General features: G+C 46.1%; 17 protein-coding genes and 2 pseudogenes. 9 read left to right on the top strand and 10 right to left on the bottom strand.

From position 1 onward, the window contains the following. The first annotated feature begins 75 nt into the window (after positions 1 to 75). Both V5298_RS09790 and V5298_RS09785 read left to right on the top strand, forming a co-directional pair. The gene (locus tag V5298_RS09790; protein WP_332931278.1) at positions 76 to 1,533 is read left to right on the top strand and encodes a sulfatase-like hydrolase/transferase; all 1,458 of its coding nucleotides are present in this window, start codon (positions 76 to 78) and stop codon (positions 1,531 to 1,533) included. A 221-nt stretch (positions 1,534 to 1,754) separates the two neighbouring features. Next, a complete protein-coding gene (locus V5298_RS09785; RefSeq protein WP_332931293.1) occupies positions 1,755 to 3,032 on the top strand; it encodes an acetylhydrolase in 1,278 nt (425 codons plus the stop codon). 48 nt (positions 3,033 to 3,080) lie between these two features. Here the strand turns inward: V5298_RS09785 and V5298_RS09780 are convergent, their stop codons facing one another. From V5298_RS09780 to V5298_RS09755, 6 genes are all read right to left on the bottom strand, one after another. Beyond that, on the bottom strand, positions 3,081 to 5,210 hold the full coding sequence (locus tag V5298_RS09780; RefSeq protein ID WP_332931277.1) for an alpha-galactosidase: 2,130 nt from the start codon (positions 5,208 to 5,210) through the stop codon (positions 3,081 to 3,083). Between the two features lie 86 nt (positions 5,211 to 5,296). Further along, positions 5,297 to 6,763 (bottom strand): SLC5 family protein, encoded by a 1,467-nt coding sequence (locus V5298_RS09775; protein ID WP_332931276.1) that lies wholly within the window; start codon positions 6,761 to 6,763, stop codon positions 5,297 to 5,299. A gap of 21 nt (positions 6,764 to 6,784) precedes the next feature. Continuing rightward, on the bottom strand, positions 6,785 to 7,534 hold the full coding sequence (locus V5298_RS09770; protein WP_332931275.1) for a SapC family protein: 750 nt from the start codon (positions 7,532 to 7,534) through the stop codon (positions 6,785 to 6,787). A 9-nt stretch (positions 7,535 to 7,543) separates the two neighbouring features. Next, positions 7,544 to 9,076, bottom strand: a complete 1,533-nt coding sequence (locus V5298_RS09765) for a tryptophan halogenase family protein (protein ID WP_332931274.1) — start codon at positions 9,074 to 9,076, stop codon at positions 7,544 to 7,546. A 107-nt stretch (positions 9,077 to 9,183) separates the two neighbouring features. Beyond that, entirely contained in the window at positions 9,184 to 11,988 is a 2,805-nt protein-coding gene (locus V5298_RS09760) for a TonB-dependent receptor (protein WP_416351168.1), read from the bottom strand. A gap of 341 nt (positions 11,989 to 12,329) precedes the next feature. Continuing rightward, on the bottom strand, positions 12,330 to 13,544 hold the full coding sequence (locus V5298_RS09755) for a glycerol kinase GlpK (protein WP_332931273.1): 1,215 nt from the start codon (positions 13,542 to 13,544) through the stop codon (positions 12,330 to 12,332). Positions 13,545 to 13,731: 187 nt separating this feature from the next. Between V5298_RS09755 and V5298_RS09750 the strand changes: the two are divergent. Beyond that, positions 13,732 to 14,463: pseudogene (locus V5298_RS09750) on the top strand (DeoR family transcriptional regulator). A gap of 284 nt (positions 14,464 to 14,747) precedes the next feature. Continuing rightward, a pseudogene (locus tag V5298_RS09745) lies at positions 14,748 to 14,901 on the top strand (FAD-dependent oxidoreductase); the annotation flags it as partial. Positions 14,902 to 15,032: 131 nt separating this feature from the next. Here the strand turns inward: V5298_RS09745 and V5298_RS09740 are convergent. Further along, complete coding sequence (locus V5298_RS09740; RefSeq protein ID WP_416351167.1) at positions 15,033 to 15,857, bottom strand: helix-turn-helix transcriptional regulator; 825 nt, start codon at positions 15,855 to 15,857, stop codon at positions 15,033 to 15,035. Positions 15,858 to 15,968: 111 nt separating this feature from the next. On the opposite strand from V5298_RS09740, the gene V5298_RS09735 reads away from it, so the two are divergent. Further along, complete coding sequence (locus V5298_RS09735) at positions 15,969 to 19,064, top strand: beta-galactosidase (protein WP_332931271.1); 3,096 nt, start codon at positions 15,969 to 15,971, stop codon at positions 19,062 to 19,064. A 98-nt stretch (positions 19,065 to 19,162) separates the two neighbouring features. Here V5298_RS09735 and V5298_RS09730 read toward each other — a convergent pair whose 3' ends face one another. Beyond that, on the bottom strand, positions 19,163 to 20,164 hold the full coding sequence (locus tag V5298_RS09730) for a LacI family DNA-binding transcriptional regulator (RefSeq protein WP_332931270.1): 1,002 nt from the start codon (positions 20,162 to 20,164) through the stop codon (positions 19,163 to 19,165). Positions 20,165 to 20,410: 246 nt separating this feature from the next. Between V5298_RS09730 and V5298_RS09725 the strand changes: the two genes are divergently transcribed. From V5298_RS09725 to V5298_RS09710, 4 genes are all read left to right on the top strand, one after another. Then, positions 20,411 to 21,433, top strand: a complete 1,023-nt coding sequence (locus tag V5298_RS09725; RefSeq protein ID WP_332931269.1) for an aldose epimerase family protein — start codon at positions 20,411 to 20,413, stop codon at positions 21,431 to 21,433. Between the two features lie 136 nt (positions 21,434 to 21,569). Next, positions 21,570 to 22,625 carry a UDP-glucose--hexose-1-phosphate uridylyltransferase gene (locus V5298_RS09720; protein ID WP_332931291.1) on the top strand — a complete coding sequence of 352 codons (1,056 nt, stop codon included), beginning with the start codon at positions 21,570 to 21,572 and terminating at the stop codon, positions 22,623 to 22,625. Beyond that, positions 22,618 to 23,763, top strand: a complete 1,146-nt coding sequence (gene galK / locus V5298_RS09715) for a galactokinase (protein ID WP_332931268.1) — start codon at positions 22,618 to 22,620, stop codon at positions 23,761 to 23,763. Before V5298_RS09720 ends, galK begins: the two co-directional genes overlap by 8 nt. A 335-nt stretch (positions 23,764 to 24,098) precedes the next feature. Beyond that, entirely contained in the window at positions 24,099 to 24,983 is an 885-nt protein-coding gene (locus V5298_RS09710; protein ID WP_332931267.1) for a DMT family transporter, read from the top strand. Between the two features lie 535 nt (positions 24,984 to 25,518). On the opposite strand, the gene V5298_RS09705 is transcribed toward V5298_RS09710, so the two are convergent. Continuing rightward, positions 25,519 to 25,671, bottom strand: coding sequence for a hypothetical protein (locus V5298_RS09705; protein WP_332931266.1), 153 nt, complete (start codon positions 25,669 to 25,671; stop codon positions 25,519 to 25,521). 3 nt (positions 25,672 to 25,674) lie between these two features. Continuing rightward, positions 25,675 to 25,848: a hypothetical protein gene (locus V5298_RS09700; protein ID WP_332931265.1), complete on the bottom strand. Its 174-nt coding sequence runs from the start codon at positions 25,846 to 25,848 to the stop codon at positions 25,675 to 25,677. Positions 25,849 to 26,756 lie beyond the last annotated feature (908 nt).

Raw genomic sequence — 26,756 nt, 5'->3', positions numbered from 1 at the left:
AAACACTCGCATAAACATTTTATATATGCAAACATAGTATGTTTGTGGGGTGGTTTTTATATCGAGGATAAAACTATGAACAAACTACTTTCGTGTTGCATCATACTCGTCATGGTCTTGGCTGCTCCTCCCTTGTTTGCAAGCCCTGATGAGCAAGAGAATCAACCCAACATCATTTTGATCTTATCTGATGACGCAGGTTACGATGATTTTGGGTTCCAGGGTAATACCGTTTTAAAGACACCGAATATTGACACATTGGCCTCAAATGGCGTGCGCTTTACTCAGGGGTATGTAACTGATCCTACTTGTGCCCCGTCAAGAGCTGGATTGATGACAGGTAGATATCAACAAAAGTTCGGCTATCAAGAGATAAATGTTCCAGGATATATGAGCCCTAACTCAAAATACCTCGGTGACGATATGGGTCTACCAACTGATCAGCGGACTATCGCAGATTATATGAAAGAGCGCGGTTACGCGACTGCGGCTTACGGGAAATGGCATCTTGGAGATGCAGATCGCTACCATCCAACAAAGCGTGGTTTTGATGAATTTTATGGCTTTCGTGGGGGTGACAGAAGCTACTTTAGTTATGGAGCCAATAATCGATTACCACATCATGACAAGCGAATGGAAAGAGGATTTGGCAAATTCGAAGAACCGAAAGAGTATTTGACAGATCAGCTAGGCGCCGAAGCTTCAGACTTCATAATACGTCATAAGGACAACCCATTTTTCATCTATCTAGCTTTCAATGCACCACATACTCCGATGGAAGCAACGGAAGAAGATTTAGCGCAATTCCCACAACTAAAAGGAAAGCGTAAAACATATGCAGCCATGCTCTTGGCGATGGATCGTGCTATAGGCAATGTTTTAGACACGTTAAAAAAACAAGGTCTAGAAGACAATACAATTGTGGTATTTACCAACGATAATGGCGGCCCAACAGATAAAAATGCTTCGGTCAATTGGCCGCTTGCAGGCACCAAATCAAATCACCTAGAAGGTGGATTGCGCGTACCTTTCGTCATAAAATGGCCAGCAAAATTACCGCGAGGTGTCGATTATAATCAACCTGTTAGCACAATGGACTTACTCCCTTCATTCTTTTCCGCTGCGGGCGGAGATGCTTCCAAGCTGAAGAGTATAGATGGGAAGGTATTATGGCCTTACTTATCAGGCGAAGTAAAAGAAGGACCACACAAGGCTCTGTTCTGGAAAAAAGACGTTCGAGCAGCAGTGCGTCAAGGTGATTGGAAGCTTATCCGTTTCGCGGACCGTCCTGCTGAGCTATACAATGTTAAAGAAGATGAGGGCGAGCAGAATAACCTAGCCGATAAATATCCGCAGCGTGTTCGTTCAATGTTTAAAGAAATATTTGCTTGGGAGCTTACCCATGAACGCCCACTTTGGATGTTAACTCAGAAATATGAAGACTATGATATTTCTCGAATGGACAGATATCGAGTGCCAAGTAAAGAACCGCAAGATTGGAAATGGGTTCCCCGTGTAACTAATTCAAAATAGATGACCCAAGTATAGTCACTAAAAATAACACGATGGTCAAAAACGGGTGTTTTTGACCATCGAATTGCACCGTATCTGGAAAAACTCACTTTTGAGCCGACATAGAAGCTTTCAGCTCTTCAACTATCCCGTTTAGTATCTCAATTCTGACGCTTTTTACATCATATGGCTGTAAAATACGCGTTATTCATTTATTTAACGCTGAGTGTATTCTCGTGAAAATGGGCTCCCTATCTATTTCGACCGCGCTTTTCCTTTCACTAAGTGGATTGTTAACAGCCCAGGCCCTGGCCGGGCTGGCGTTGCCTGATGATGTGATGCCTGAACTCAGTGTCAGTGGACCATATGCCGTAGGCGTGACAACGCTGAACTTGTCTTATCCCCAGCAGGTGGAAGACATATATGGTGAAAAACAGCATCGTAGTCTTAAGGTGGAAGTTTGGTACCCTGCAGAGCGTGCGGGCGCTGGCACAACCTACGACAATGAAACTCGCAGCGGTAAAGCCTTCAGTATTGTGACGGATGCCTCAAGAGATGCCGATGTTCTCATCAATGACTTAACGTTTCCGGTTATCGTGCTGTCTCATGGTTACACAGGTTATCGCACCATTATGTACTATTTGGGTGAGCATCTGGCTTCTTATGGCTATATTGTTGCGGGCATCGACCATACTGATTCAACCAATAAAGATGTAGACTTCGTGAACGGGCCCTTCGCCGGCTTTCCAAGTACGTTGATGAACCGTTCGCGGGATCAGGTGTTTACCTTAAATGCTTTGCTGGAGCATGACTTGTTTAAGGAAGCAGCTGATCAGGAAAGAGCGGGGTTAATTGGGTATTCAATGGGGGGATTTGGTGCAGTGAATACTGTGGGAGGGTGTTATTCGTTTAGCGAAGAGTTAGCCGCACAGTTTACAGGGGTAGCGTCACAAGACAAGGCAATAAAAGCGCAAAAATTGTTGAATACCTGCGCTGGCGGAAAACAAGACAGCAACAGCGTGGACCCCAAGTGGAAAGCGATGATGGCCCTGGCTCCCTGGGGTGGGCAATACAAGTTATTTGATGAGAAAGCACTGGCTACAATTGCTGTGCCTGTGTTATATGTCGGGGGAGAGTACGATGATATATCCGGCTACGACGGTATTAAATGGTTGTTTGAACATACCGGGAGTATAGATTCTCAATTGTTAACGATTAAAAATGCGCGGCACAACATAGCGCCTCATCCTGCGCCAGCTCAGGCGTATAATAGCGAATTTGATATTGGACATTACCTTGAGCCCGCATGGCGGTCAGTATCGCTAAATGCCATCAACGAACACTTTGCCCTGGCGCTGATGCACTGCTATGTAAAAAACATCCCAGAATACTGCGATTATCTTGCGGTATCAGGGAGTAGTGCTCAAGAAGAGATAAACGGCGTACAACCCGAGGTATGGAAAGGCTTTGATCATCGTTACGCTCTAGGGCTTGAAATGACACACAAGGGGAAAAAATAGCGGTGAGGCTTTCCTCACCGCTTTGTCTTTGTGTTGGTTGATGCGCCTTTATACGGCGTCTAATTTATAGATAAGCGCCGTCTGAGGGAACAGTACTGGCATTTGCAAACCGAATTTCATAAGGGCTTCTCCGGTAAATACCTGGCCATCTGCTTTTTGCAAAATAGAGGGCGAGTACTCCTTGAGTTTTTCTGGCCACACACGGGTAATACGGTATGACTTCGTGCTGTCTAACCCTGCGAAGAGGAAACGCAACGGCGTGGTTTTTGGTGTTTCTACCACACTGTTATAGGCAAATACCGCTTCAGACTTATCTTTCGATACATAGCCAAATTTCACATTCAGATTGTCGTCATCCATGCGGAAAAGATCGCCAGAATGGGTTAGATGTCTGAACGATTTATACAGTGTGATGGCATCTTTCAGTGCTCCGGTTTCCTGCTCAGTGAGCTCTCTTGGGTCCATTTCAATACCCATGTGGCCGAACATGGCCACGGCTGCGCGCATTTCGATAGAAATATTACGCCCGGTAATGTGACAATCTCTGGGGCCAACATGGGCGCCCATCACTTCTGAGGGGAAGAAATAAGAGAATCCGCGCTGAATGCGCAGGCGATCCAGTGCATCGTTAGAATCAGAAGTCCAGAATCGGTCAGTATGCTGAAGTATACCTAGGTCAACACGACCACCACCGGAGCAGCAACTTTCAATTTCAATACCCGGATGCGCGTCTTTCACCCGCTGAATGAGCTGATACAACGCCCGCATTTGGCCGTGCATTGCTGGCTTGCCCTGAAGGTTACCCGGATGGTTCACATCGCGGTTCATGTCCCACTTGATGTAGCTGATCTTCGGATAAGTGCTTAGGATGTCCGTAATGACCTTATAAAGATACTCAACCACATCCGGGTTAGTTAAATCGAGCACTAACTGGTTGCGGAAAGGGACGTGAGGATTATTCTTGGTTTGCAATGCCCATTCTGGATGAGCGCGGTATAAGTTACTGTCTGGGTTTACCATTTCAGGTTCAAACCAAATACCAAATTCCATTCCCAGTCCGGTTACGTGATCGATTAGTGGGCCGAGGCCTTCGGGGTAGATAGATTCATCCACGGTCCAGTCGCCTAATCCTGCTTTGTCTGAACGGCGGCCTTTAAACCAGCCATCGTCGAGCACAAAGCGCTCTACACCCAAGGGGGCCACTTTGTCGGCCAGGGCTTTAAGTGTATCGATGTCGTGATCGAAATAGATGCCTTCCCAAGTGTTGTAATGTACAGGGCGGGGTTTGCTGTTTGCACTGTGTTTTAGCACATTGCTGCGTATGTAGTTATGGAATTGTTGTGAAAGTGATGAGAAGCCTTCGCAACCAAAGCCGCTGTATAGTACAGGCGATGAATAGGATTCACCTGCGGCTAATTGAACTTCACCGGGAAATAGAAGCTCGCCAAACTGCACATAGCTGCGGCCATCTGCCATGACCTCAGCACGTAGCTTATGGTTGGCCGACGCGCCTAAGTGGAAGCCGAAACACTCGCCGGTTAATTCGCCAGTACCTTTAGGGAATGCAATCAAGCCGGGAAAGGTATCGTGGGAGGTTTTACCCCGGCGATTTTCTCTGACATAACTGCCGAAAAACAGGTCGTGATCAGTAGTTTGAAATTCGTTTGACCAACGCCCCTCAAATGTTTTTATTTTTGTTACATTCATCGGCAGGGTAAGCGTGGCGGCGTTGAGGTACGCCAGGTTTACCGCGTGAGCGCCTGTGTTGGTGAGCGTAGATTGGTACGTTGCCACACTGCTGTTTTCATCGAGGACTACCTGCGTCACCAGTCGCATATTACGGTGTTCATCTTCACCGGTAAAGATGACCTTCAGCCCTTGCTGTTCGATGGCTGTGGTTTGGAAGCCTGCAGACCATTCGTCCTGTTGCCCGAATACTTCGAGGCCCGGTGCGCTGGTAATACCTTCGCCGTGGGTGGGAACGAGTGATACCGGAGGTTCAATGACAGGTGCACATTTCGCTTCCTGGCGTGTACTTAGCAGGCTAAGCATTGCGCCGTCAGTGGCGGTACTCAGTGGTTCACCCATATATAAAAGCGATGGGCTACGACCCTGACAATCGAAAATGATTGTTGTGTATGCGTTGTCCAGTCTGACAAATTGAGGAAGAGAAGACATAAAAAACCTCATAAATAGTGTTAAAAAAGAAAGCCCCGCGCAGGGCTTCCATTGGGTGAAGCGTTTGAACTAGGTTTTGCAATAGTTCAGGCCGCTGTCTCCTTGCTGGAAATAGCCATGGAAAACTGTGCCTTTTGTCCAAAGATAACTTTGTTCACCAGTAGTGCAAAACTTACACATGAGAGTAAAGTGACGAACATCAGATGAATATAATGCAGGCCAAACGGTGCATAAATCGGAGAAAATTCAAAGCTCAACAAGGCGTAAAGCGCCACGCCGAAAACGACTGATCCGATGGCGGCATTGGCGTGAACGTTTTTAAACAGCAAGCCCACAATGAATACAGACAAAATGGGCATGCTAAGTAACCCGTATAACTGCTGCACCAGGTTTATAATACTCTCTGCCTGCTGGTAAACGGGAATTAATGCCAAAGACACAAAACACAGCAGCACAGTCACAAATCCACTCAGTTTGGGGACATTGGGTGACTTATCGACGTAGGCCTCGTGAATGTCACATACATACAGTGCGGTGGCAGAATTGAGATTACTGTTAAAAGTAGTGAGCACAGCTGCAGCCATAGCCGCGGCAAAAATACCTGACAGCCAGTCAGGTAATACCGTCGCCACAATACGTCCGTATGCGCTGTCACCAATGTCGCCAAAAAGTTTGTAGGAAACTATTCCAGGTACCACAATGATGGCCGGTACAATAATCAGGCGAATACCCGCTGCGGCGAATACCCCTTTTTGCGCTTCTTTTAACGATGGTGCTGCCATGGCCCGTTGCGTAATGACCTGGTTGGTACCCCAGTAGAACATTTGAATAAAAATCATACCGGTAAGCAGTGTGTGCCAGGGAACGGGAGAGTCACTGCCACCGATAAGGGTAAGGCGCTCTTCAGGAATACCGTCGAAGTTATAGTCAATGGCCTGCAACGCGAGAATGGTGACGACTACGGCCATGGTCAACAAGAGTACGCCCGAGTATGTGTCGGATACGGCAACGGCGCGAAGCCCGCCGAAAATGGCGTACATGGCGCCAACAATGATAAATACCACAGCGATGTACATGAGCGGTAGTTCCACGTTGAACATGGATTGCATGAATAGTGCCCCGGAGTAAATTACCGCTGGGCAGAAAATCAATGCACTACCGAGAAAGAACAGGGCGCTGATAACCGCGCGAATATGTTTATTGTGGTAACGTTGTTCAAGCAATTCTGTGGTAGTGGTACATTTGAATTTGTAATACACGGGCAGAAAGACTTTTGCCAGAATAAACAAGCCTACTACAGCAGACAGCTCCCACAAGGCGAGCAAGGCCATTTGATTGCCGTTCATACCTACAAGTTGGTCAGTACTGAGGTTTGTCAGTGTGATACTACCGGCAACGAAGTACCAGGCGAGACCGCCTCCAGCAAGGAAAAACTCGCGGTTTTGGTTTTGTTGTCCGTTGCGATTTTGTCCCCGGCAACTTAAGTAAGTTAATAATCCGATGAGGGCCGTAACGAACACAAATACGGACACCTGAATAGTGCTTGAATACATCGAAAGCTCCTTAGGCGATGGTTATGCTTTGCTTGTTTCTAGTTTTATATTGGAAATGGCTTTTCCGGGGTATTTCTTATTGTGCAGTCGGATAAGCCGGTTCAGTTGAAATATTGATCCCAGTATATTGGCCAGTACAGACAAACACTGTTTGCCGTTCAATAGCGCCAGTTGCTCTGCATCCAGCGTCTGTAATTGTTGTTCGTTGACAGTTGCCAGCCCGCCTACGCGCTGCTGCGTATTGTCGGTATATTCAATGATGAGATCGACGGCACGGATCAGCCCCATTGTTGCTATCTCCTCCAGTAGAGCGCCGGTTTGAGCCATGGCCATCGACCGTTCTTCAAGCAATTTTCGCTTGTTGTCTAAAAAGGCAGATGGTCGTTTGCTGGAGAGAAACAGCGCGCTGCCACTTTTCGTATTTACCGCTGCAGACGCCGAGTCAATAAGCAGGCTGTGCTCACCGTTGTTTCCTTCTATTTGCAAGGAAAAAGGCAGGGTTTGCAAACTGAGTGGCGTGTAGTGTGCCACCCATTCGTCGCGTTGAACAAAAACATTTTCGTTGAGCCCCAATCCACACAGAGCAGAAATGGTCCAGCGTTGGCTGTTGGCAACTTTGCTGAAAAACAAAGGGAATTCACTTGATGCCTGTACGGCTTCTTTTAATTCCACATTAAGCATGTGGAAATGACTGTACAGCACGGGTAACTGATGTTCATCAATGCGAACATCGCCATGGATTTGTGGACTAACAGGTTCAAAATTTTGCATGTGTGTATCCTAGGCACTCAGCCATTGTTCAATGTAATCACGATGGTTAGGCAGTGTCTGTATTTTTTGTTTGGTGATCAGTTGATTTTGATTTATCAGCGATTGTGCCGTTGCACCCATCTTGTTGAGGTGTGCGTGGATAGAAAAATCAGGAGTAAATCCCATTCCGTACAAAACGTACTGATAACTGGCTGCTGGAAATAATTCAATAGCCGATGAGAAGTCGGCGATTTTGGGGCCGCGATAGCGCCATATTTCCATGTCTTCTTTTAAAGAATCTGGAATGGTTAGGGGATCTTTGTTGGCCTGCCAATAAGGCTCTTGTCGCTCTGTTAGTACATAATGCAGCTTGAGAAAATCGATAATACGCTGCCAGCGATAATTCATTTGTTCATTGAAACGCTTGCTTACAACCGGTCTGACCGACGCAGGCATAGGCATTTGTTCAGCGATGTAGCGGGCGGCGATTTCAATCAACATCAGCGCGGTGGCTTCCAAGGGTTCGACAAACCCTGCCGCTAGCCCAACGGCAACGCAATTGCCCTTCCACAGGGTTTTGCGGTAACCCGATTCAAATTTAATAACCCGTGGCGTTAGTGACTTATGCGCTTCGCCCACATAACGCATGAGGGTGTCGCAGGCAAGGTCTTCTTGCATAAATTCAGATGAGAATACGTGACCAACGCCTCGTCTGCTGGTTAGTCCAATATCCCAAATCCAGCCGGCTGGCTGAGCTGTTGCCTGGGTGTAGGGTTTAATTTCGTAATCATCATCGTAGGGCACGTGAAGGGCTAGCGCCGTGTCGTTAAACAACAGATCGCTGGTTGAGGTCATTTTCTCTCCCAGTGTTTCACCTAACAACAGTGAACGAAAGCCTGAACAATCCACGAAAAGATCGGCACTGAGGGTTTCACCGTTGTTCAGTGTTATACAGTGGATAGCAGCTTCGCCTGTTCGGTCGATGTGTTCTACGGTGGCCACCCGGTGTTTGACCCCTAACGTTTCCTTGCAGAACGTTCTCAGCATATCAGCGAAGGCACCAGCGTCTAGATGGTACGCATAGTTAGATTGCGCACTGCTGTACTCGTTATCAGACAGCGTTCTCGGAGCCAGATTTTTCTCACATACGTGTTGTTGAAAATTAACTGCTGTGGCAAATGAAGAGATGTTATCCAGGTATGGTGCTAGTTCAATGCGTCCATAGCCCAATGGTACTGTAAACGGATGATAGTAAAAGTCACCATTGCCATGAACCCAATTGATGAATTTTCCACCCTGTTTAAACGCGGCACTGCACTGACGAAACACTTCTTTTTCAGACAAACCAATGTCTTTTAGAGTATTTCTCATCGTCGGCCAGGTACCTTCTCCCACGCCAACGGTGGGAATATCGGAAGCTTCTACCAAAGTGATGTCCAGCGCACACATACCTTTGGCAATGTTGTGTTTGGCGGCAACGATCGCCGCAGTAAGCCAGCCGGCAGTGCCGCCGCCTACTATCACGATACGTTGTTTTTCAGACGTTGTTCCGGATTGTTTCATGGTCACTCGTCGGGTTTGTTGGGGCTGTGCCATTTATCCATAGACACTGATAAAAATTCAGGCAACCTATGGATAAATGGCAGGGATAAATCCCTGCCGGTTTTTATTTAGAAAGTGGCGCGTACACCTACTGCAAAACGAGAACCGTTGTCTTCGATTGAGTAGATTTGGTCGTTAAATCGGCCTATTTGGGTTAACTTTTCGCCAGTGACGTTAATGCCTTCAACGAATACAGTGAAGTTTTCGTTGATGTCATAGCTTGCGCTTACGTCCCACTGTCCGTATGTCTTAGTGGTAACCGGCTCACCGGTTGCACCACCAACGGATGTATTGTCCAGTGCGAATAGGAATGACTCGCGGTTGTTAAAGGCCACACGAGCCTGGAAAGCGTCTTTTTCATAGAACATGATAAGATTTTGAGAATCGCCCAGGCCTTCCAATGCAAAGGTTTGCGTAGTGTCGCCACTGACTTCCGCATCGCTGTTTACCACAGTCGCGTTAGCAGTAATACCGAAGCCGTTGTCCCATACGTGAGTCACCGCCACTTCATAACCTGTAACGGTAGCGGTTTCACCGTTTTGTGGACGGGTAACGGTAAACACTTCGCTGGCGCCATTGAGTTCTTCTGTGGTGGCAACAACGTCTACGTCAGGGTTCGCTGGGTCGAGAGAGACGCCTATAGCACAATCTGCAGCGGTACAACGGAATCCGTCAGCTGCAGTTCGGGCACTAAGGGTGTAAGATTCGTCACCCGAGAGCGTTACGATAAAGTTCTCAACTTCTTTACTAAATACTGCAAAGCTGAAAATACTGTCGTCACTGTAGTACCACTCGAATGACAGATCCCAGTTTTCTGCTTCAAACGGTTTCAAAGCAGGGTTTCCACCGGACGCAGTCAGGTTCTGACGACGAGGTTCACCAAAAGTGGTTGCCGGAGACATTTGTGACATCGTTGGACGGCTCAAAGAGTCGTAGCGTGACAAACGCAGAATCATGTCTTCTTCCAGTTCAAGTTTAACGTTGATACTGGGCAGAAGATTGGAATAGGACGATGTACCTGTAATGTTCTCTTCTGGACCTGCTACATTCTGGAACAAGGTCAAATCGGTAGTGGGAACGATATCAACTAAAAAGGCTTGTACCGCTGAAACACTCACATCCGTTTCTTCATACCGGGCACCAATGTTGATGTTTAAGGGCATATCCCCAAGGTCGTAACCAAATTCAAACTGGGCATACAATGCCAGTACTTCTTCTTCCACTGTATAGTGGTTAGGGGCAAGTGTCGGATTAATTGGTGCACCTTGAGATGCCAGATAGTCGATGTAAGCATCGCCGTCGTAGGTGTACCAGGTATCAATCAGACCACTAAAGTAGTTGTTTGCTGTGAAAGGGCGAATGTTAAGCGCATCAACGGGAGCTTCAACGTTGTAGCCACAAAAGGCGCACTGGGATGCAAACTCCTGGTAGCTGTATTTTTCCCGTTCGGAATACAACACACCAAAATCGGCTTTCTGGAATACGTCAGCATCAGAATAGTAAGTAAAATCAGCTTTGTACTCTGTGATTTCATCTTCTGACGCGCGAGGGTTACCTAACTCATTGTAATGCAGACGATTAAGACTGATATCCGGCAGGGTACCGTTGGCAAATCCGTCGTGAATGACCGTCGGTATACTGCCAGTGCTGTCGAACTCATAGTTATTGATAATACCAACAACGTTGAATCGTGCATCACCTGCAATATCATTTTCAGCTGTTGAGTGCGATACATCAAAGTTACCAATGAGGTAATCAGTGATATTCCACGCTACATTCAACCCAAATCCGTCGTTGGTTACATCGCGCTGATTGCGGGTGTGAGATACAAAGTCAGACGCAGGGTCTCCACTACCTTGGTGCAGATCGATTTCCTGGGTGAACTGTATAGCCGTGCCTGTGTCAGCATTGACCGTGGCAGATCCAACGCGGTCAGGTTCAAACCATGACGCTAAATCTGTCACCTGTGAATCTACTTCGAATTTAGAAACGTAACCATCCAGAGTAATGGTGATATCGTCACTCGGCGCGAACTGTGCCACTAGGGACACGTTCGTTCTGGTTCTGTCTTGCTGGTCGACAATTTGATCCCAGTTTCTTGGAAAGTAGACATTGTCAGCCAAAATGCCGTCGTTGCGGTTTGACAGTGTCAAACCCGGACGCCAGCCACCGGTCTGGATGCGGTTGATTTGCACCTGGCGTTCCTGGTGGGAGACGGCCAGCAATACCCCAAACTTGTCGTCGGCAAAGGTGTTGCTGACCAAGAAGCTTGCTTGAGGCGAGGTTTCTTCTGACAGGTCTTCGTACATGCCTTTTACTGAGCCAACGATCTGCATGCCGTCGTAGTCGAAGGGACGGGCTGTGCTGACGTTGATGGTAGAACCGATACCTCCGGATTGCATGTTCGCAACTGCACTTTTGTAGATGTTTGCCCCCGTAATTTGATCGGCAGCCAGTACGTCAAAGTTGAACGCACGACCATCGGCGTCAGAGGCAAGCTGACGACCGTTAACCAATACTGTATTAAATTGCGGGCCAAAACCACGGACCGTTACTTGTTGACCTTCACCACCACTTCGATCGATTGAGACACCGGTGATTCTTTGCAGCGATTCTGCTACGTTCAGATCGGGGAATTTACCCAAATCTTCAGCGGCAATACCATCCGACACTGCCATGTTTTCCTTTTTATCAGACATGGCGCGTTTAAGGCTACTCACAATGCCGTGCACTTCAATAACTTCAACGTTATCGTTGGCTGAGGCGTCCTGAGATAGTGCTACCGGCGCATGTAGGGCAGAGGCAATAGCTACGCCTAAGAGTGAGCGTGTAGCGATAGGGACTAACTTCGATTTTTTTGTGTTGTGTGTCACTGTGTTTTCTCCGTGATTTGGCAACATGTAACAACTTAATTATGTAGCAACTAACACATTGTGTAGCTGGGTATGAAAGTGTTAAACATGTGTTTCACATTTTTGGTTTGCCTTTATTGTCAGTAATGTATGTAACCCACTGATAATATAGTTCTTTTTGTTTATAGGAAATGATGTAAACGTTTTCCCTGTAAGTTTGTAAATACTAGCACACTTTTAAAATGTAACAATAATGTTATCAGGTTACTTTAGAATAATAATTGCGAAACTTAGAACGATTTTGCAGGTAAAATGCTAAAAATTAACTGCATCTGATGCGAACAACGGCATTTTTCTATCCTTCATAAGCATGAGATCTTTCCGGTTTTGAAAGTCGAAGATGAATAGATACGATCGCTATTCCAACGTTGGGTGAGTGCATTCACCGAGTTGAATACACCAGCCTGCAAACCAGCAAGAAATGCTGCGTCTAAGGCGGTTGTTTCTGTTACTTCGGGGCGCTCTACATCTGCGCCAAGAATATCTGCCAGAAAAACACCATTGTCGCGGCGGGCGCGCTGGGCAAGGGCTTCTGATTCTGCAGCATTATCTATGAGTTTTAGCCCGTCGCGCAGCCATTGCACCGTAGCACCGGCCATGAAAATACTACCTTCCAGTGCGTAAGTGATTTTTCCGTTGAGACGGTAGCCTACGGTAGTTAACAGACGGTTTTTAGATTTAATTGGAGTATCACCGGTATTCAGAATCATGAAGCATCCGGTGCCATAAGTACTTTTTGCCATGCCTTTTTCAAAGCAGACCTGGCCGACTAATGCCGCTTGTTGATCGCCGGCTACACCGCCAATTGGCAGGGCAGTACCCAGAATACTTTTGTCAAGAGAACCAAAATTAGCAGCACAGTCGAGCACGTCCGGCAGCATGGCTTCTGGAATCCTAAAAGTATTCAGTAACTTGCTGTCCCATCTCTGGTTGTGGATGTCAAACAGCATGGTGCGTGACGCATTGGTGGCATCTGTTTTGTGAGATTTTCCGCCAGTAAGACGCCAGATAAGAAAAGTATCTACGGTACCAAACAGCAACTCACCAGCTTCAGCTTTTTCCCGTGCACCATCGACATTGTCGAGGATCCAGGCAATTTTGGTGGCTGAAAAATAAGGGTCTAACAACAACCCGGTGGTATCTGTAATATACTTAACAAGTGCTGTGTCTTCGCATAATTCGCGGCAAAATGGTGAGGTGCGACGATCTTGCCACACAATAGCCGGGTACACGGGTTTACCAGTTTGCTTGTCCCACACCAATGTGGTTTCGCGCTGATTAGTAATGCCAATACTGGCAATATCATTTGGTGTTAACTGGCATTGACTAAATACGTCTTTCAGGGTAAGGAGAACGCTTTGCCATATTTCCTCCGGATCGTGTTCAACCCAGCCATCATTTGGATAGTGTTGAGGGAATTCTTTTTGAGCAATCGCCTCTATACTACCTTCAGAAGAGAAAATAATGCTTCTAGAACTTGTTGTGCCCTGGTCAATGGCGAGAATAAGCTTGTTCAAGTAAACACTCCGTTACGCTATTTGACCGCAGTTTGCATTATTTACAGCCGATTAACAATAGTAAATTTTCGAAAACGAACATTTTAGCTCCAATATGAACATGTTGAATTTTTGGTATCAAGGTGTAATTTATTGAGGTGCAAAAGGAAATAGAGATCGAATGAATCAAACGTAGCGCCACGAGAAAATTTTGAATTTGCTGAAACAATCCGGCTTTATGTCGATTGACGAGCTGGTATCGTAATGCAATGTAACACCGCAGACAATCCGTCGGGATCTCAATCAACTTGCTGATTCTGGTAAAGTCAGTCGATATCACGGTGGTGCGGGTTTAACGAAAAGCTGGGAAAATACTCCTTACCAGGAACGGAAAACCCAAAATCAGGAAGTAAAAGAACGAATTGCTGAAGCAGTGGCAGCAATGATCCCCGATGGTGCGTCACTGTTTATTAACATTGGGACTACTACAGAACTCATCGCAACCAAGTTGCTGCATCACAAAAATCTGCACATTGTTACGAATAATATTCATGTGGCGACAATTTTGTCTGCAAAAGAAGATTTTTCGGTCATCATTGCCGCTGGCGAAGTCAGGTTCCGGGATGGCGGTATTATTGGTGAGGCGACCTGCGACTTTATCAGTCAGTTCCGTATGGACTACGGTATTATAGGTATTAGTGGGATAAGTGCGGACGGCGCGTTACTCGATTTTGACTTTCGCGAAGTCAAAGTGTCACAGGCAATTATTGAGCACACACAAACGGTGATCCTAGCTGCCGATTATTCCAAATTTGAACGCAAAGCAATGGTAGAGCAGGGGCATTTATCACAGGTTGATTACTTAGTGTGTGACAAATCACCGCCGGCTTCTATTGTCCCCATCATTAAAGAAAACAAAATTAAGTTCGTAAAAGCCTGACATCGTCGGGCAGTCGTCATTCCCCTCTGTTCTGCAAGAACGGTTTGCGTAAGGGATATTGGGCGATGGTCAGTATACCTCGTTTGTGTTACGCATATTCTGGCAAAAAATGCATTACGCTGAAAATATATTTTTATTGCATACATACTTTTAACATTAACGGTGTTCGTTTGTTTTCGTTTTATGTTGACTCATGTTCTTTTTGACGTTCAAGTAGCCAATATTATTGTAAATGAAAAGAGTGTTAGTTCATGGTGAGTAACGCTGATTCAGGCCAATCGTCCATGGAGGTCCTCCTGGTTGGCGGCGGAATAAATGGTGCTGGTATTGCCCTTGATGCAGTAGGTCGAGGGTTATCTGTAGCGCTTTGGGAGAAAGGTGATCTTGGGGGAAGCAAAGTCTTCACCAAGCAGCAAGCTTATTCACGCGCGCACACGTGATGATGTGATATGGCGTCGTACAAAACGGGGGCTGAGGTTGTCAGACACGGAAAAAGTGAAACTTGAACAATATATAGCGCCAAAAAGTGGTCAATTCAGCTTCTGAATCCGATGATTGGGCCTCAGGCGTTAAAGCTGCTTCCTGAAAGCCGAAGGTGATATTCCCACTGACTTACTAAAGCGTTTAGAAAAATTGAAAACATTGGGATACCCCACGTACTGGCCAATATGAGAAATTGGCCAGTTTGTGTTTAGCAATAATTTTTTTGCTCGTTCCATTCTTAAATGAATGAGTTGTTGAACCGGACTTCTTCCAAACTCTGCCAAACATAGCCTGTGCAAGTGAGGCGCTGAGTAGTGGACCCGGTCACACATGGCTTTTACCGTCCAGGGTAATTGCAGTTGGTTGTCTATGGTAGCAAATAGTCGGCTCAATCTGTTGGGGTGACGGTGAGCGTTTGCAGACAATACGGTTTCGCTCAGGTGTTTTTCAATTAGCGGCATCACTGCAGCACGCATTGTCGGTTGTTGTTCCTGATATAAGATCTCCATGGCGTGATGAACCACGCCTAGCTCGCAATGCTCTATAACTGGCGCTTTAGCGTTATGCACCGCACACCACCTTGGTGTATCAGACAAATTCAGCCAAATGATATCCCATCTGGAGGCCGCAATTTTTACTTCAAAGGGCGTATTGGCTTTTAACACCGCCAACGCATTTCGTGGCAGAGTAAATTCGCCGTCTGGTGTACGTACTACACCCGCTCCGTTAAGCGTATAAAACAGAGTATGGTTGGCCGGAAATACTCTTCCTACTCGGTACTTACCTGATAAATTAGAACAACCCGCTAATTCAATATCAAGATGTCTAATTTCAGGCACATTCACCCTGTCAATAAAGCGTTCTATGCATTCAGGTCCAATATTTACAATGTCTGAAAATGTTGTTGTCAAAATGTAATGTGATATTTTTGGATAAATAAAAGAGAGCTTTGAGCATAAAGTAATTGGTCTAAGTTGGCTATAGTGCAAGGCAGAAACTTTTGGCGCTTTCAGGAACACGTCATGACCAGTATAAGTACAATTGTCGCCAGACAAGACTGGCAAAACCCCATTGTCATTCAGCGCAACAAAGTGCGTGCGCACAGCCCGTTAAACGGGTTTTCCTGTCTCACAGATGCATTACACAATACTGGGCAACAGCGACAAAATCTTAACGGAGAGTGGGATTTTTGCTTATATCAGCGCCCTGAGGATGTGCCCGATGAAGTTATTAAAACGGATTTACCGGGACATTTAGCCTCCCAATGGCGAACAATACCCGTACCGTCAAATTGGCAGTTGCAGGGGGTAGATAAACCCATTTACTGTAATGTTAAGTATCCTTTCGCTGTAAACCCTCCGCACGTGCCTGATGATAATCCGACGGGGTGCTACCGTACTATTTTCAATGTTACGGCTGAGCAGAGAAAACGACGTAGTCATATTATTTTCGACGGTGTGAGCAGCGCATTTCATCTGTGGTGTAATGAGCAATACATTGGGTACGCTCAAGACAGCAGATTGCCCGCTGAGTTTGATCTTTCTCCGGTGCTTAGGGATGGTAAGAATACGCTGTTTGTTATGGTTATTCGCTGGTCTGATGGCAGCTATCTGGAAGATCAGGATATGTGGTGGATGAGTGGTATATTCAGAGATGTCACGCTGCTGTTTAAACCTCATCACTATATTCAGGATGTGTTTGCAACCCCCTCTTTGGACGCTTGCTACCGCGATGGTAAGGTTGCTGTGCGTACGGCCATTCACGCACCGGAAACTTATAAAGTACGGGTTGAATTGTTCGATGGTGACAAACCGGTTGGCACTCACAGTACGGAAACAACCAATAATCGACGCATAGATGAAAAAGGAGGCTGGCAGGATGTGGTCTTTCAATCTGTTGAAGTCGAAGCCCCTAAACACTGGACAGCGGAAACCCCGTACCGCTATCGGTTGGTGGTATCACTATTGGATGAGCACGATTGTGCCGTTGATATTGAAGCTTACGATATCGGCTTTCGCAATGTGGAAATGATAAATGGACAGCTATGTATTAACGGTAAACCCATACTTATTCGCGGTGTAAACCGTCATGAACATCATCCAACACGAGGGCATTCAGTGACTGAAGCTGACATGATTGAAGATATTCGATTGCTTAAACAGAATAACTTCAATGCTGTGAGAACTGCTCATTATCCAAATCATCCCAGATGGTATTCACTGTGTGATGAATACGGGCTCTATGTGGTGGATGAAGCGAATATTGAAACTCACGGCATGTTCCCCATGAGCCGTCTTGCTTGTGATCCTCAATGGGCCGGAGCCTTTATGGCCCGCTACACACAAATGGTAGAAAGAGACAAAAATCATCCTTCAGTGATTGTGTGGTCGTTGGGGAATGAGTGTGGACACGGGCCTATTCACGATGCCATGTATGGTTGGTCAAAAGCGTACGACCCGTCCCGCCCGGTTCAATATGAAGGTGGCGGTGCTGATACCAGTGCCACGGATATTATCGCGCCCATGTACGCCAGGGTTGATAGTGATATTGAGGACGAAGCAGTACCGAAATGGTCAATTAAGAAGTGGCTGTCACTGCCGGGTGAAAACAGGCCTCTGATTTTATGTGAGTACGCCCATGCCATGGGCAATAGTTTGGGAAGTTTTTCCGACTATTGGGAGGCTTTTCGGAGTTTTCCAAAACTTCAGGGGGGATTTATCTGGGATTGGGTTGATCAAGGCCTCGAAAAAACAGATGAGCGCGGCCAGTCCTACTGGGCGTACGGTGGCGACTTCGGCGATACGTATAACGACCGACAATTTTGCATCAACGGCTTGCTATTTCCCGATCGCACCCCCCATCCTTCACTGTATGAAGCCAAGTATTGTCAGCGTCAAATTACGGCGTCGATGAAAGAAACGGAAAAGGCGTTTTGCATCGAACTAACCAGTGAGTATCTATTTAGGCACGCTGATAATGAGCAAATGGTTTGGGAGTTACTGGAAAATGGCGTGGTAGTGGAAAGTGGCAGGGAAGATGTCTTATTAGCGCCACAGCAACGAAAGCGCTATATCATTCAACCTTCACATACACATCAACCTGGGGCCCTGTACCACATCAATGTAAAAATTGTATTAAAGCAATCGTGTGCTTGGGCTGACGCAGGGCACGAAATGATGGCGGAGCAATTTCGTGTTGCTAACCGAAGTGGTTTAGCACTGCCTGCTCTTGATACTTATGATGAACACCCAATCAATGTGGTTTACTCTGCACATTCTATTCGCGTGACTGCAAAGAACTCGGTATTTGAAGTAAGTAAAACAACGGGATTACTAAGTCGTTGGACGTTGATGGGCAAGTCAGTTATTGCCTTGCCCATGGAAGATAACTTCTATCGCGCACCACTGGACAACGACATTGGAGTGAGTGAAGTTGACAATCCTGACCCCAACTCGTGGGAGTCGCGATGGCAACACGCCGGTGTTGGCAAGTGGCAGAAAAGGTGTCTTCAGGTTAAGCAACGAACCACTAACGACGATGTGCGTATTACCGCGCTTTTCCAATACACTTATAAGGAACAGGTGCAGGCGCAAAGCCGCTGGTGCTATACCATCGACAGTACAGGGCAACTTAATCTTGATGTGGCGGTAGAATTTGACGATAAGCTACCGCCAATGCCACGCGTAGGGATACAACTGGGAATAACAGCGCCTGGGGAAGATGAAATCGTCCACTGGCAGGGGCTGGGGCCTTTTGAAAACTACCCTGATAGATGTGAAGGTGCCATTTATGGCCGCTACCAACGGAGCGTTGACGCCTTGTATACACCGTATATTTTTCCATCGGATAACGGGCTTCGAAGTCACTGTCACTATCTGGAGGCAGGCAAATTAATGGTGAGTGGTGATTTTCATTTTGCTGTGAGTCGTTTTACTCAGCATCAATTGGCTAAAGCAAAACATACTAATGAGTTACAAGACAGTGGCTATCTTTACGTGTTTGTCGACCATGCACACATGGGGGTAGGTGGTGATGACTCCTGGAGTCCAAGTACCCATGAAGCATTCTTGTTAAATAAAAAACAGTACCGCTACGAGATTGGCTTTCAAGCGAAATAAAGGCTTCGTCATGTGCGTACACATGTGTATACGGCAGTATAAAAGACGTAGTCGTCGCTGATTGCTGCGCTTATGTCTAAGTGGAGACCGAATACATGTTAGCGCCGAATGAGAGAATTTCGCTTTACTAACGTGGGGGTGTATTTAAACATGATCCCCGGTTCAGGTTTTTCGCCATTGGCGTAGCGAAGGGCAAGTTCTGCTGCTTTTGCCGCCATCATTTCTATCGGGTAGCGTAACGTTGTGAGTTTCGGGCGACAATATTTAGCTAGGAGAACATCGTCGTAGCCTAGCACTGACACTTGCTCTGGTACGGCAATTCCCTGATCTTGCATCATGGTCATGGCCCCCGAAGCCATGGCATCATTGTAGGCCAGTACAGCAGTAAATTTTGCCCCTGTGGCCAACAGGTTTTGCATGGCTTGTTCGCCGCCTTCCTGATCCGGTGTGGCGTATTCAACCAGGGTTTCCGGCAGTGAGAGACCTGCATTGGAAATGGCGTTTCGAATGCCTTCAAGACGTTGGTTGGGATCATCAATGCGGTATTGGCTGCTGATAACGGCCAAGTTGATGTGGCCCTGCGATATGGCATATTCTGCCATTAAGCGTCCGCCAGTGACATTGTCTAGCCATACGCAGCGGTTGGCAATGGCAGGAATAAAACGGTTAATTAAGACAAAACCGGGAATTTGGCGAGCGAAGTCGATAATTGTGTCGTCGTCCAGGGCTTTACTGTGAACGACCATGGCTTCAACCCGATATTCCATAAGGGTTTCTATGGCTCTGCGCTCGGTTTCCTTTTCGATTGAACCTGCGCTTAGGAGGATTTGAATATTCTTGCGGCGCGTGACTGATTCTACGCCATGGGCCAGCATAGCAAAAAAGGGGTCGTGCAACTCGGCAAGTACAACCCCCAGAGCTGTATTTTTTTGCGTTACCAATGCACGGGCATTCGCGTTCGGGCGATAACCCATTTCCTCCATAATTTGCTTCACGCGCTGACGGGTTTTCTCTCCTACCTTGGGGCCATCGTTTACGACCCTAGACACAGTGGCAAGTGAGACACCTGCGGCCTCGGCGATATCTTTTATGGTAGCCATGACTGATATACTTCTGATGTTATTGTAACAGCGAATTTCTGCGGCCTTATGAGCCACATAGCAATATTTTCCGTGTACTTTACCGATTCTTGAGACGCTAATCCACGACTATTCCCAAGGGATAAAAACAAGATAAGCGGTAAAATAAATAAGGGAAAACGTATACCCTATGGCTAGTATACTATATCAGTTGTAATTAAGTTGTATCTATTCTGTAAATTTGAAAATGCCGGGAACAGTGTAACTATGAATATTCAGAAAAGGCTTTTTGGCGACGTCGGTGGCCAAGCGGTTTACTTGTATCGTTTGAGCAATGACAATGGCATAGAGGTGGAAATACTCACTTATGGCGGTATTATCCACAGTCTACAGGTACCTGATAATAGCGGTGCGCTGCATCAGTGCGTTCAGCAATACAGCTGCCTTGAAGGCTACATCAGTGATCCGAGCTACCGAGGCGCATTAGTGGGACGGTATGCGAATCGCATAGGCAAGGGTAAATTTTCGTTGGACGGCATCACTTATCACCTCGATCAAAATGACGGTGAGCACTGTTTGCACGGTGGTGAACATGGTTTTCACAAAAAGGTATGGCGGGCGGAGAACGTATCCAATGGCAATGCGGCCGGTATCAGACTAACCCATACCAGTGCAGATGGTGAGAGCGGGTTCCCAGGTAATGTGAGTGTAGAGGCCACGTACTGGTTGGATGAAAACAATGATCTTACTCTCACGCTGCATGCTACAACAGATAAGGCCACGCCCTTTAGCATGACGCAGCATGCATACTTTACTTTAAGTCGGGACACATCGGTTAAATCAACCACATTGTATCTGAATGCCGATGCCATCACAGAAGTCGATGATTCCCTGTGCCCTACTGGTAATATAATAGCTGTGGCAAACACGCCATTTGATTTTCGGATGCCGAGCAAGATTGCTTCCCGTTGCACCGGGACACATCCTTTATTTGATACTGTGGGCGGGTACGATCACAATTTTATTCTTACTTCCCCTTCTTTGTCAGATAAACCTGCCGCGCAGGCCTCTGCTGATGACACGGGCATTATCATGTCGCTATACACAGATTTACTCGGGTTGCAGTGTTATACGGGAAATTTACAGGGCGAAGAGCAATTAGGAGCGTTTTGCCTTGAGCCACAACATTTCCCCGATGCCCCAAATCAAGAGGGCTTTCCCAGTCCAATTATCACGCCACACAAGCCATACAACGCCGTGATACGCTATCATTTTGAGGTTGCTGACTAAGTAACACGGCGTGTTCTTGTTGTTAACAAATAATTTTCTTTTGGCGGGAATTGATTCCCGCTTAAGCTTGCTATAAGATGAGGGTAAACGTTTAACCTATATTCCGTAAACACGGAATCAGCTCGTGAGAAATACTATGGGTACGCCTTTTGATCCGACAAACGATCCGCATCGTCGCTATAACCCGATGATTGGAGAATGGGTGCTGGTTTCACCGCATCGCGCGAAACGTCCTTGGCAAGGGCAATCTGAACCGCCCTCAAAAGAACAGAAGCCCGCTTACGATCCAAAGTGTTATCTGTGTGCGGGTAACACCCGTATAAACGGTGAAGTTAATCCTCAGTATACTGGCACATTTGTCTTTGAAAATGATTTCGCGGCTTTGAAAAAAGACACTGTTGAAACGAAAGAAGAAGATGAACTTTTCCATTTTGAAGCAGAGCAGGGCTGTAGCCGTGTAATTTGCTTTTCTCCGGATCACAGTAAAACACTGCCGGAGCTTACCGATCAAGAGCGCCTTGCAGTGGTTGAATGTTGGAAAGAACAAACGGCAGATTTAGGGCAAACTTATCGTTGGGTGCAGGTATTTGAGAACAAAGGTGCCATGATGGGCTGTTCTAACCCGCATCCTCACGGACAAGTGTGGGCACAAAAACACTTGCCCACAGAGCCGACAAAAAAACTGGCACACTTTCGTGCGTATTATGAAAAGCACAATCGTCCCATGTTGTTGGATTACGTTCAACGCGAAATGGAAAAGCAAACCCGTGTGGTGTGCAGTAACGATGATTGGGTTGTAGTCGTGCCATATTGGGCTGCGTGGCCATTTGAAACGCTCTTATTACCTCGTTTTGCGATTAAATCGTTAGCTGATCTTACGGCTGTACAGTCGTTGTCGCTGGTACAAATAGTGGGCGATATTACCACCCGTTACGATAATTTATTCGAAACATCGTTCCCGTATTCCATGGGCTGGCACAGTGCGCCTTTTGACGATGATAGTCACAATGAGTGGCAATTGCACGCTCACTTTTATCCGCCATTATTGCGTTCTGCTAGTGTCAGAAAATTTATGGTGGGCTACGAGTTGATGGCTGAGACTCAGCGTGACCTGACGCCTGAGCAAGCAGCAGACAAGCTAAAAGCACTGCCAGTTATTCATTATAAAAAAAGTGGTAGTAACAATGGATAATTCAAAGCTGGTTTCTCATTTTAAAAACACGTTTCAGTGCGAGCCTGACTGTGTTGTGCATGCGCCTGGTAGGGTCAACCTGATTGGTGAACACACAGACTATAACGAAGGGTTTGTTTTTCCCGCTGCCATTAACTTTGGTACCTGGATTGCGGCAAGTAAACGCAGCGATAACAATGTTGTGGTTAGGGCACTTGATTATGACTATCAGGTCAATGCGTTCTCCTTAAACGATATTCAGTTTGACGAAAATCAAGGCTGGGCGAACTATATTCGCGGCGTTATAAAAGTGCTTTTGGCCGACTTTCCTCAGATTGGTGGCGCAAACTTAGTGGTAACAGGAAATGTTCCCCAGGGCGCAGGTTTGAGTTCTTCGGCGTCTTTTGAAATCGCTATTTTAAAGGCCTTCGCAACACTTTATGCTTTGTCGCTGGACGGAATTAAAGCATCGATGCTGGGACAAAAAGCTGAAAACGAATTTGTTGGTTGCTCATGCGGTATTATGGATCAATTGATTTCAGCCATGGGTCATGCTGGCCACGCCATGTTACTCGATTGTCAGTCCTTGTTTGTGAAATATGCACCGCTGCCGGATTCCCATCAAATAGTGATTATCAATTCCAACGTTAAACGCGGGTTGGTAGACAGTGAATACAATTTGCGTCGCCAGCAATGTGAACAGGGGGCTGCGATCATGGGTGTCAGTTCCTTGCGAGGTGCGAGTCTCGACATGTTGGAAGAAAAGAAAGCTGAAATGTCAGATGTGGTTTATCGCCGTTGTTTGCACGTACTGACAGAAAATATTCGTACGCTTGCAGCCAGCGAAGCTTTGAGTAAAGGCGACATCGCTGCGGTTAGTCGCGCCATGGCAGAATCTCATGTTTCCATGCGTGACGATTTTGAAATTACCGTTAAGCCCATTGATTATCTGGTGGACATCATTGGTGATGTTTTAGGTGAAAAAGGGGGGGTACGCATGACGGGAGGTGGTTTCGGAGGCTGTGTCGTGGCGCTGGTTCCCTCTGATACTGTGGACGTGGTCAAGCAAATCGTGGATGAAAAATACCAGCCTGCTACCGGGTATAGTGCCGATATCTACGTGTGTACTGCAACCCAGGGGGCATTTGAAAAGTGCTAAAGCCGAACATTGTAGAATCTTCTGTGCCCAGATAGCTCAGCGCGAATTCAACTTCTCTGCAACCAATTCATGGTCACAGAATGTACAACCGTATGGAATTCTTTGTGCGTATCTAACCCTAAAAAAACTATGCTATGTTTGTTCATGCTAGCCTCCAAATGATTTAGTCTTAAGCAAACTAATTATGGCACTGGCTTTTTGAGTTAACCCACGAAAATGCGGAGGCTAGCATTTCACAGGGAGTCATTGTGTCTATGCGATATGGATGATGCAGTCGCTGACCGCATCCGCATCATTGCGAATATCCGCAGTATTATCTTTTGGAGTCAAGAGGATTGGAGATTACAACCAGCTCAGAAATGCATAGAGAAAACCTAGTTGGTGCTCTTTGGATGATTGCTTCTATGGGGGCATTCGCGATTGAGGATGCTTTTGTTAAAGTGTCAACCAAGACTGTTCCGATTGGTGAGGTGCTCATTCTTTTCGGTTTGGGTGGCATGTTGATTTATGCCGCTCTGTTGTTCTTAAATCGTGAGCCCCTGTATATTCCAGAAGTTTTATCTCGGCCGATGCTGATACGAGTTGGCTTCGAGGTAACAGGACGTCTGTTTTACGTGCTTGCGATTGCCTTAATCCCATTATCTGTAGCCACGGTAATCTTGCAAGCAACACCTCTCGTTGTGGTTGCCGGTGCCGTTCTGGTCTTCGGTGAAAAAGTGGGATGGCGCAGGTGGGCTGCCATTATTTTAGGGCTTCTGGGCGTGATAGTAATCGTCCAGCCAGGTACTGAAGGGTTCTCTGAGTTGTCTTTGTTAGCAATACTTGGAATGATCGGTTTTGCTGGCCGTGATCTCGCAAGTCGGGTGGCCCCTGCGACTATTGGAACGTCACTTCTTGGCCTTTATGGATTCATGTCGGTTGTCGTGGCAGGAGTGCTTTACTCCATTTGGGCAGGTGTCCCATTCGTTATTCCTAAAATCCCAGTATCTCTGTCACTTCTGGGGGCCATCATATTTGGAATACTAGCTTATTCTTGTTTGATGAAAGCCATGAAAACAGGAGAAGTCTCCGCAGTTACACCGTTTAGATATATCCGACTTCTTTTTGGTATCGCTTTGGGTTTGCTGCTATTTGGTGAGGCCCTTACACCTGCGATGCTAACTGGATCTACGTTAATAGTTATATCCGGCCTTTTCATTATGTGGCGAGGTAAACATTAGACAGAGATACGGGCTGTCACAACTCCTGTGAACCTATTCAATGATTGGCCGTTTTCAAATTTCATTACACGATTTTCTTCAATTCTCTATGTGCAAATTTGGGAAGATCGATTAAAACTGCCGCGCAAAATAACCCACGGTCGGTTTTGCGGGTTAAACGCATAAATATTCATGGATAGGAAAACGTCCTTAACGGTTTTTTCAATGGGTATATACGCGGCTATAAAACAGGCTATGATCCGTCACTAGGCTAGCCATCATTTTGTTGTGAACGCCCACTTAAAATCAGTTTGCATTCAAATTGCATTTGCAAAATGTTGAACAATAACGCTGTGATGAGATAGGGTGATGTCAAAATTGTTTCGCCGTTAAAGGCAGAAAGTACTGTTGCGACAACGCATATGATAGTAATCAAGCCTACCACGAAGCGGGATAATCTAATCACTGTTTTATACCTCCTAAATTTGACGTTTCAGTATTTTTTCTAGATGAGGAATAAGGCCTAGTCGGTATCATACGAGATTGAACCTGTTAACTATTGATGGATTACGTCGTATAAACCTGAACCCAATCCCGCACCAAAGTCCGCTGCAACTTGCAATGCTCCAACATATCCCAATCCCCACATCAATGCCGGTAGCATCGCGCCATTGATGCAACGTATTTCACTAGTAGAAAGTTCTTTCATTTTTTACTCCGCCATTATACTTGCAATATCATCGATAATGCCGTTACCAATAAGAACATTATTGTAGAAATAACCACCCGCTGCGCCTACGTTATAACCAAGACTATAGGCTATATTCCCCCAATCCCAATAACCACCGCTTATCACTTTAGCTTCTTCTAAACTCAATTCGTTCATATGATTAGTCTCCTTTTATTAAAACCCTTAAAGTGCCTCCTTATCTATTATCAGAGTATATACATCATCCTGAAACTGGACTGATGGACTAAATTTGAATCGAGTAAAGTTAGTGCGTATTTCGGTGAATCCGATCGCCTATTTCGGTTTTATCCGATCAAAAATGACGTTTTTCCGAAATCACTGATCGGAATCCCAAAATCTTCTTCTTTTTCTCGCTAAATCAATTAGTAAGCTCATCTTCATCACTTTATTGAAGGAACGAGCAGCCATGGCGAGAAAGAGAACCGATAGGAGAAAGATTAAAGACGTCTTGCGTCTCAATTTCGAAGTAGAATTAAGCCATCGAGACATCGGCCAATGCTTAAGTCTCGGCCCTTCGACTTTGAGCGAAATTCTCTCGCGCTTCAAATCCAGTGAACTACCGTGACGGTAGACTCTCGCCGTCTTCTTCTGTCTCCTAATACTCTAGAGACCAAACGTATTAAAATACTTAAGCACTACAAAGATATTTTCTTGAACAGCTGATAGTGCTGCCAGATATCCCATGCAGCACTTTGCTGTAGACAGGTCAACTAATATGCCTTAGCAGTTTTATAATACAGAGAGAATGGCGTTTTGCGCAGACTCTCTAAATTCACGACCAATTCTAGGTGTATATGAAGGGTGGGGTGCAGATATTACAGTTGTTTTGAAATCGTCTTTTTGCAGTGTACCTACTGAAAAACTGAATGTTACTTTACCTCTTACTTCGTGATCTTGTATGTCCGTTAAGTTTGATGAGTGTAGCAGCCAATTCTTTGATGATGGGCTGTTAAAGCTTTTAGGAACGTAAGCGATCATTTTAAACCGTTCTTTACAACCGTTTGATTTAGATCTAATGGTGCAGCACTAATATGCCTGACGAT

Origin of the sequence: Alteromonas sp. 14N.309.X.WAT.G.H12, assembly GCF_036697315.1 — a bacterium.
Taxonomy (GTDB): domain Bacteria; phylum Pseudomonadota; class Gammaproteobacteria; order Enterobacterales; family Alteromonadaceae; genus Alteromonas.
The sequence above is the reverse complement of the archived record's forward strand: the minus strand, read 5'-3'. Positions and strand labels throughout refer to the sequence as shown.

Excerpts from the sequence above, each read along its gene's own strand:
- V5298_RS09770 (WP_332931275.1), bottom strand. The coding sequence starts at position 7,534 with ATGCAAAATTTTGAACCTGTTAGTCCACAAATCCATGGCGATGTTCGC.
- V5298_RS09700 (WP_332931265.1), bottom strand. The coding sequence starts at position 25,848 with ATGAACGAATTGAGTTTAGAAGAAGCTAAAGTGATAAGCGGTGGTTAT.
- V5298_RS09765 (WP_332931274.1), bottom strand. The coding sequence starts at position 9,076 with ATGAAACAATCCGGAACAACGTCTGAAAAACAACGTATCGTGATAGTA.
- galK (WP_332931268.1), top strand. The coding sequence starts at position 22,618 with ATGGATAATTCAAAGCTGGTTTCTCATTTTAAAAACACGTTTCAGTGC.
- V5298_RS09790 (WP_332931278.1), top strand. The coding sequence starts at position 76 with ATGAACAAACTACTTTCGTGTTGCATCATACTCGTCATGGTCTTGGCT.
- V5298_RS09705 (WP_332931266.1), bottom strand. The coding sequence starts at position 25,671 with ATGAAAGAACTTTCTACTAGTGAAATACGTTGCATCAATGGCGCGATG.
- V5298_RS09780 (WP_332931277.1), bottom strand. The coding sequence starts at position 5,210 with ATGTCTTCTCTTCCTCAATTTGTCAGACTGGACAACGCATACACAACA.
- V5298_RS09730 (WP_332931270.1), bottom strand. The coding sequence starts at position 20,164 with ATGGCTACCATAAAAGATATCGCCGAGGCCGCAGGTGTCTCACTTGCC.
- V5298_RS09785 (WP_332931293.1), top strand. The coding sequence starts at position 1,755 with ATGGGCTCCCTATCTATTTCGACCGCGCTTTTCCTTTCACTAAGTGGA.
- V5298_RS09775 (WP_332931276.1), bottom strand. The coding sequence starts at position 6,763 with ATGTATTCAAGCACTATTCAGGTGTCCGTATTTGTGTTCGTTACGGCC.
- V5298_RS09720 (WP_332931291.1), top strand. The coding sequence starts at position 21,570 with ATGGGTACGCCTTTTGATCCGACAAACGATCCGCATCGTCGCTATAAC.
- V5298_RS09735 (WP_332931271.1), top strand. The coding sequence starts at position 15,969 with ATGACCAGTATAAGTACAATTGTCGCCAGACAAGACTGGCAAAACCCC.
- V5298_RS09725 (WP_332931269.1), top strand. The coding sequence starts at position 20,411 with ATGAATATTCAGAAAAGGCTTTTTGGCGACGTCGGTGGCCAAGCGGTT.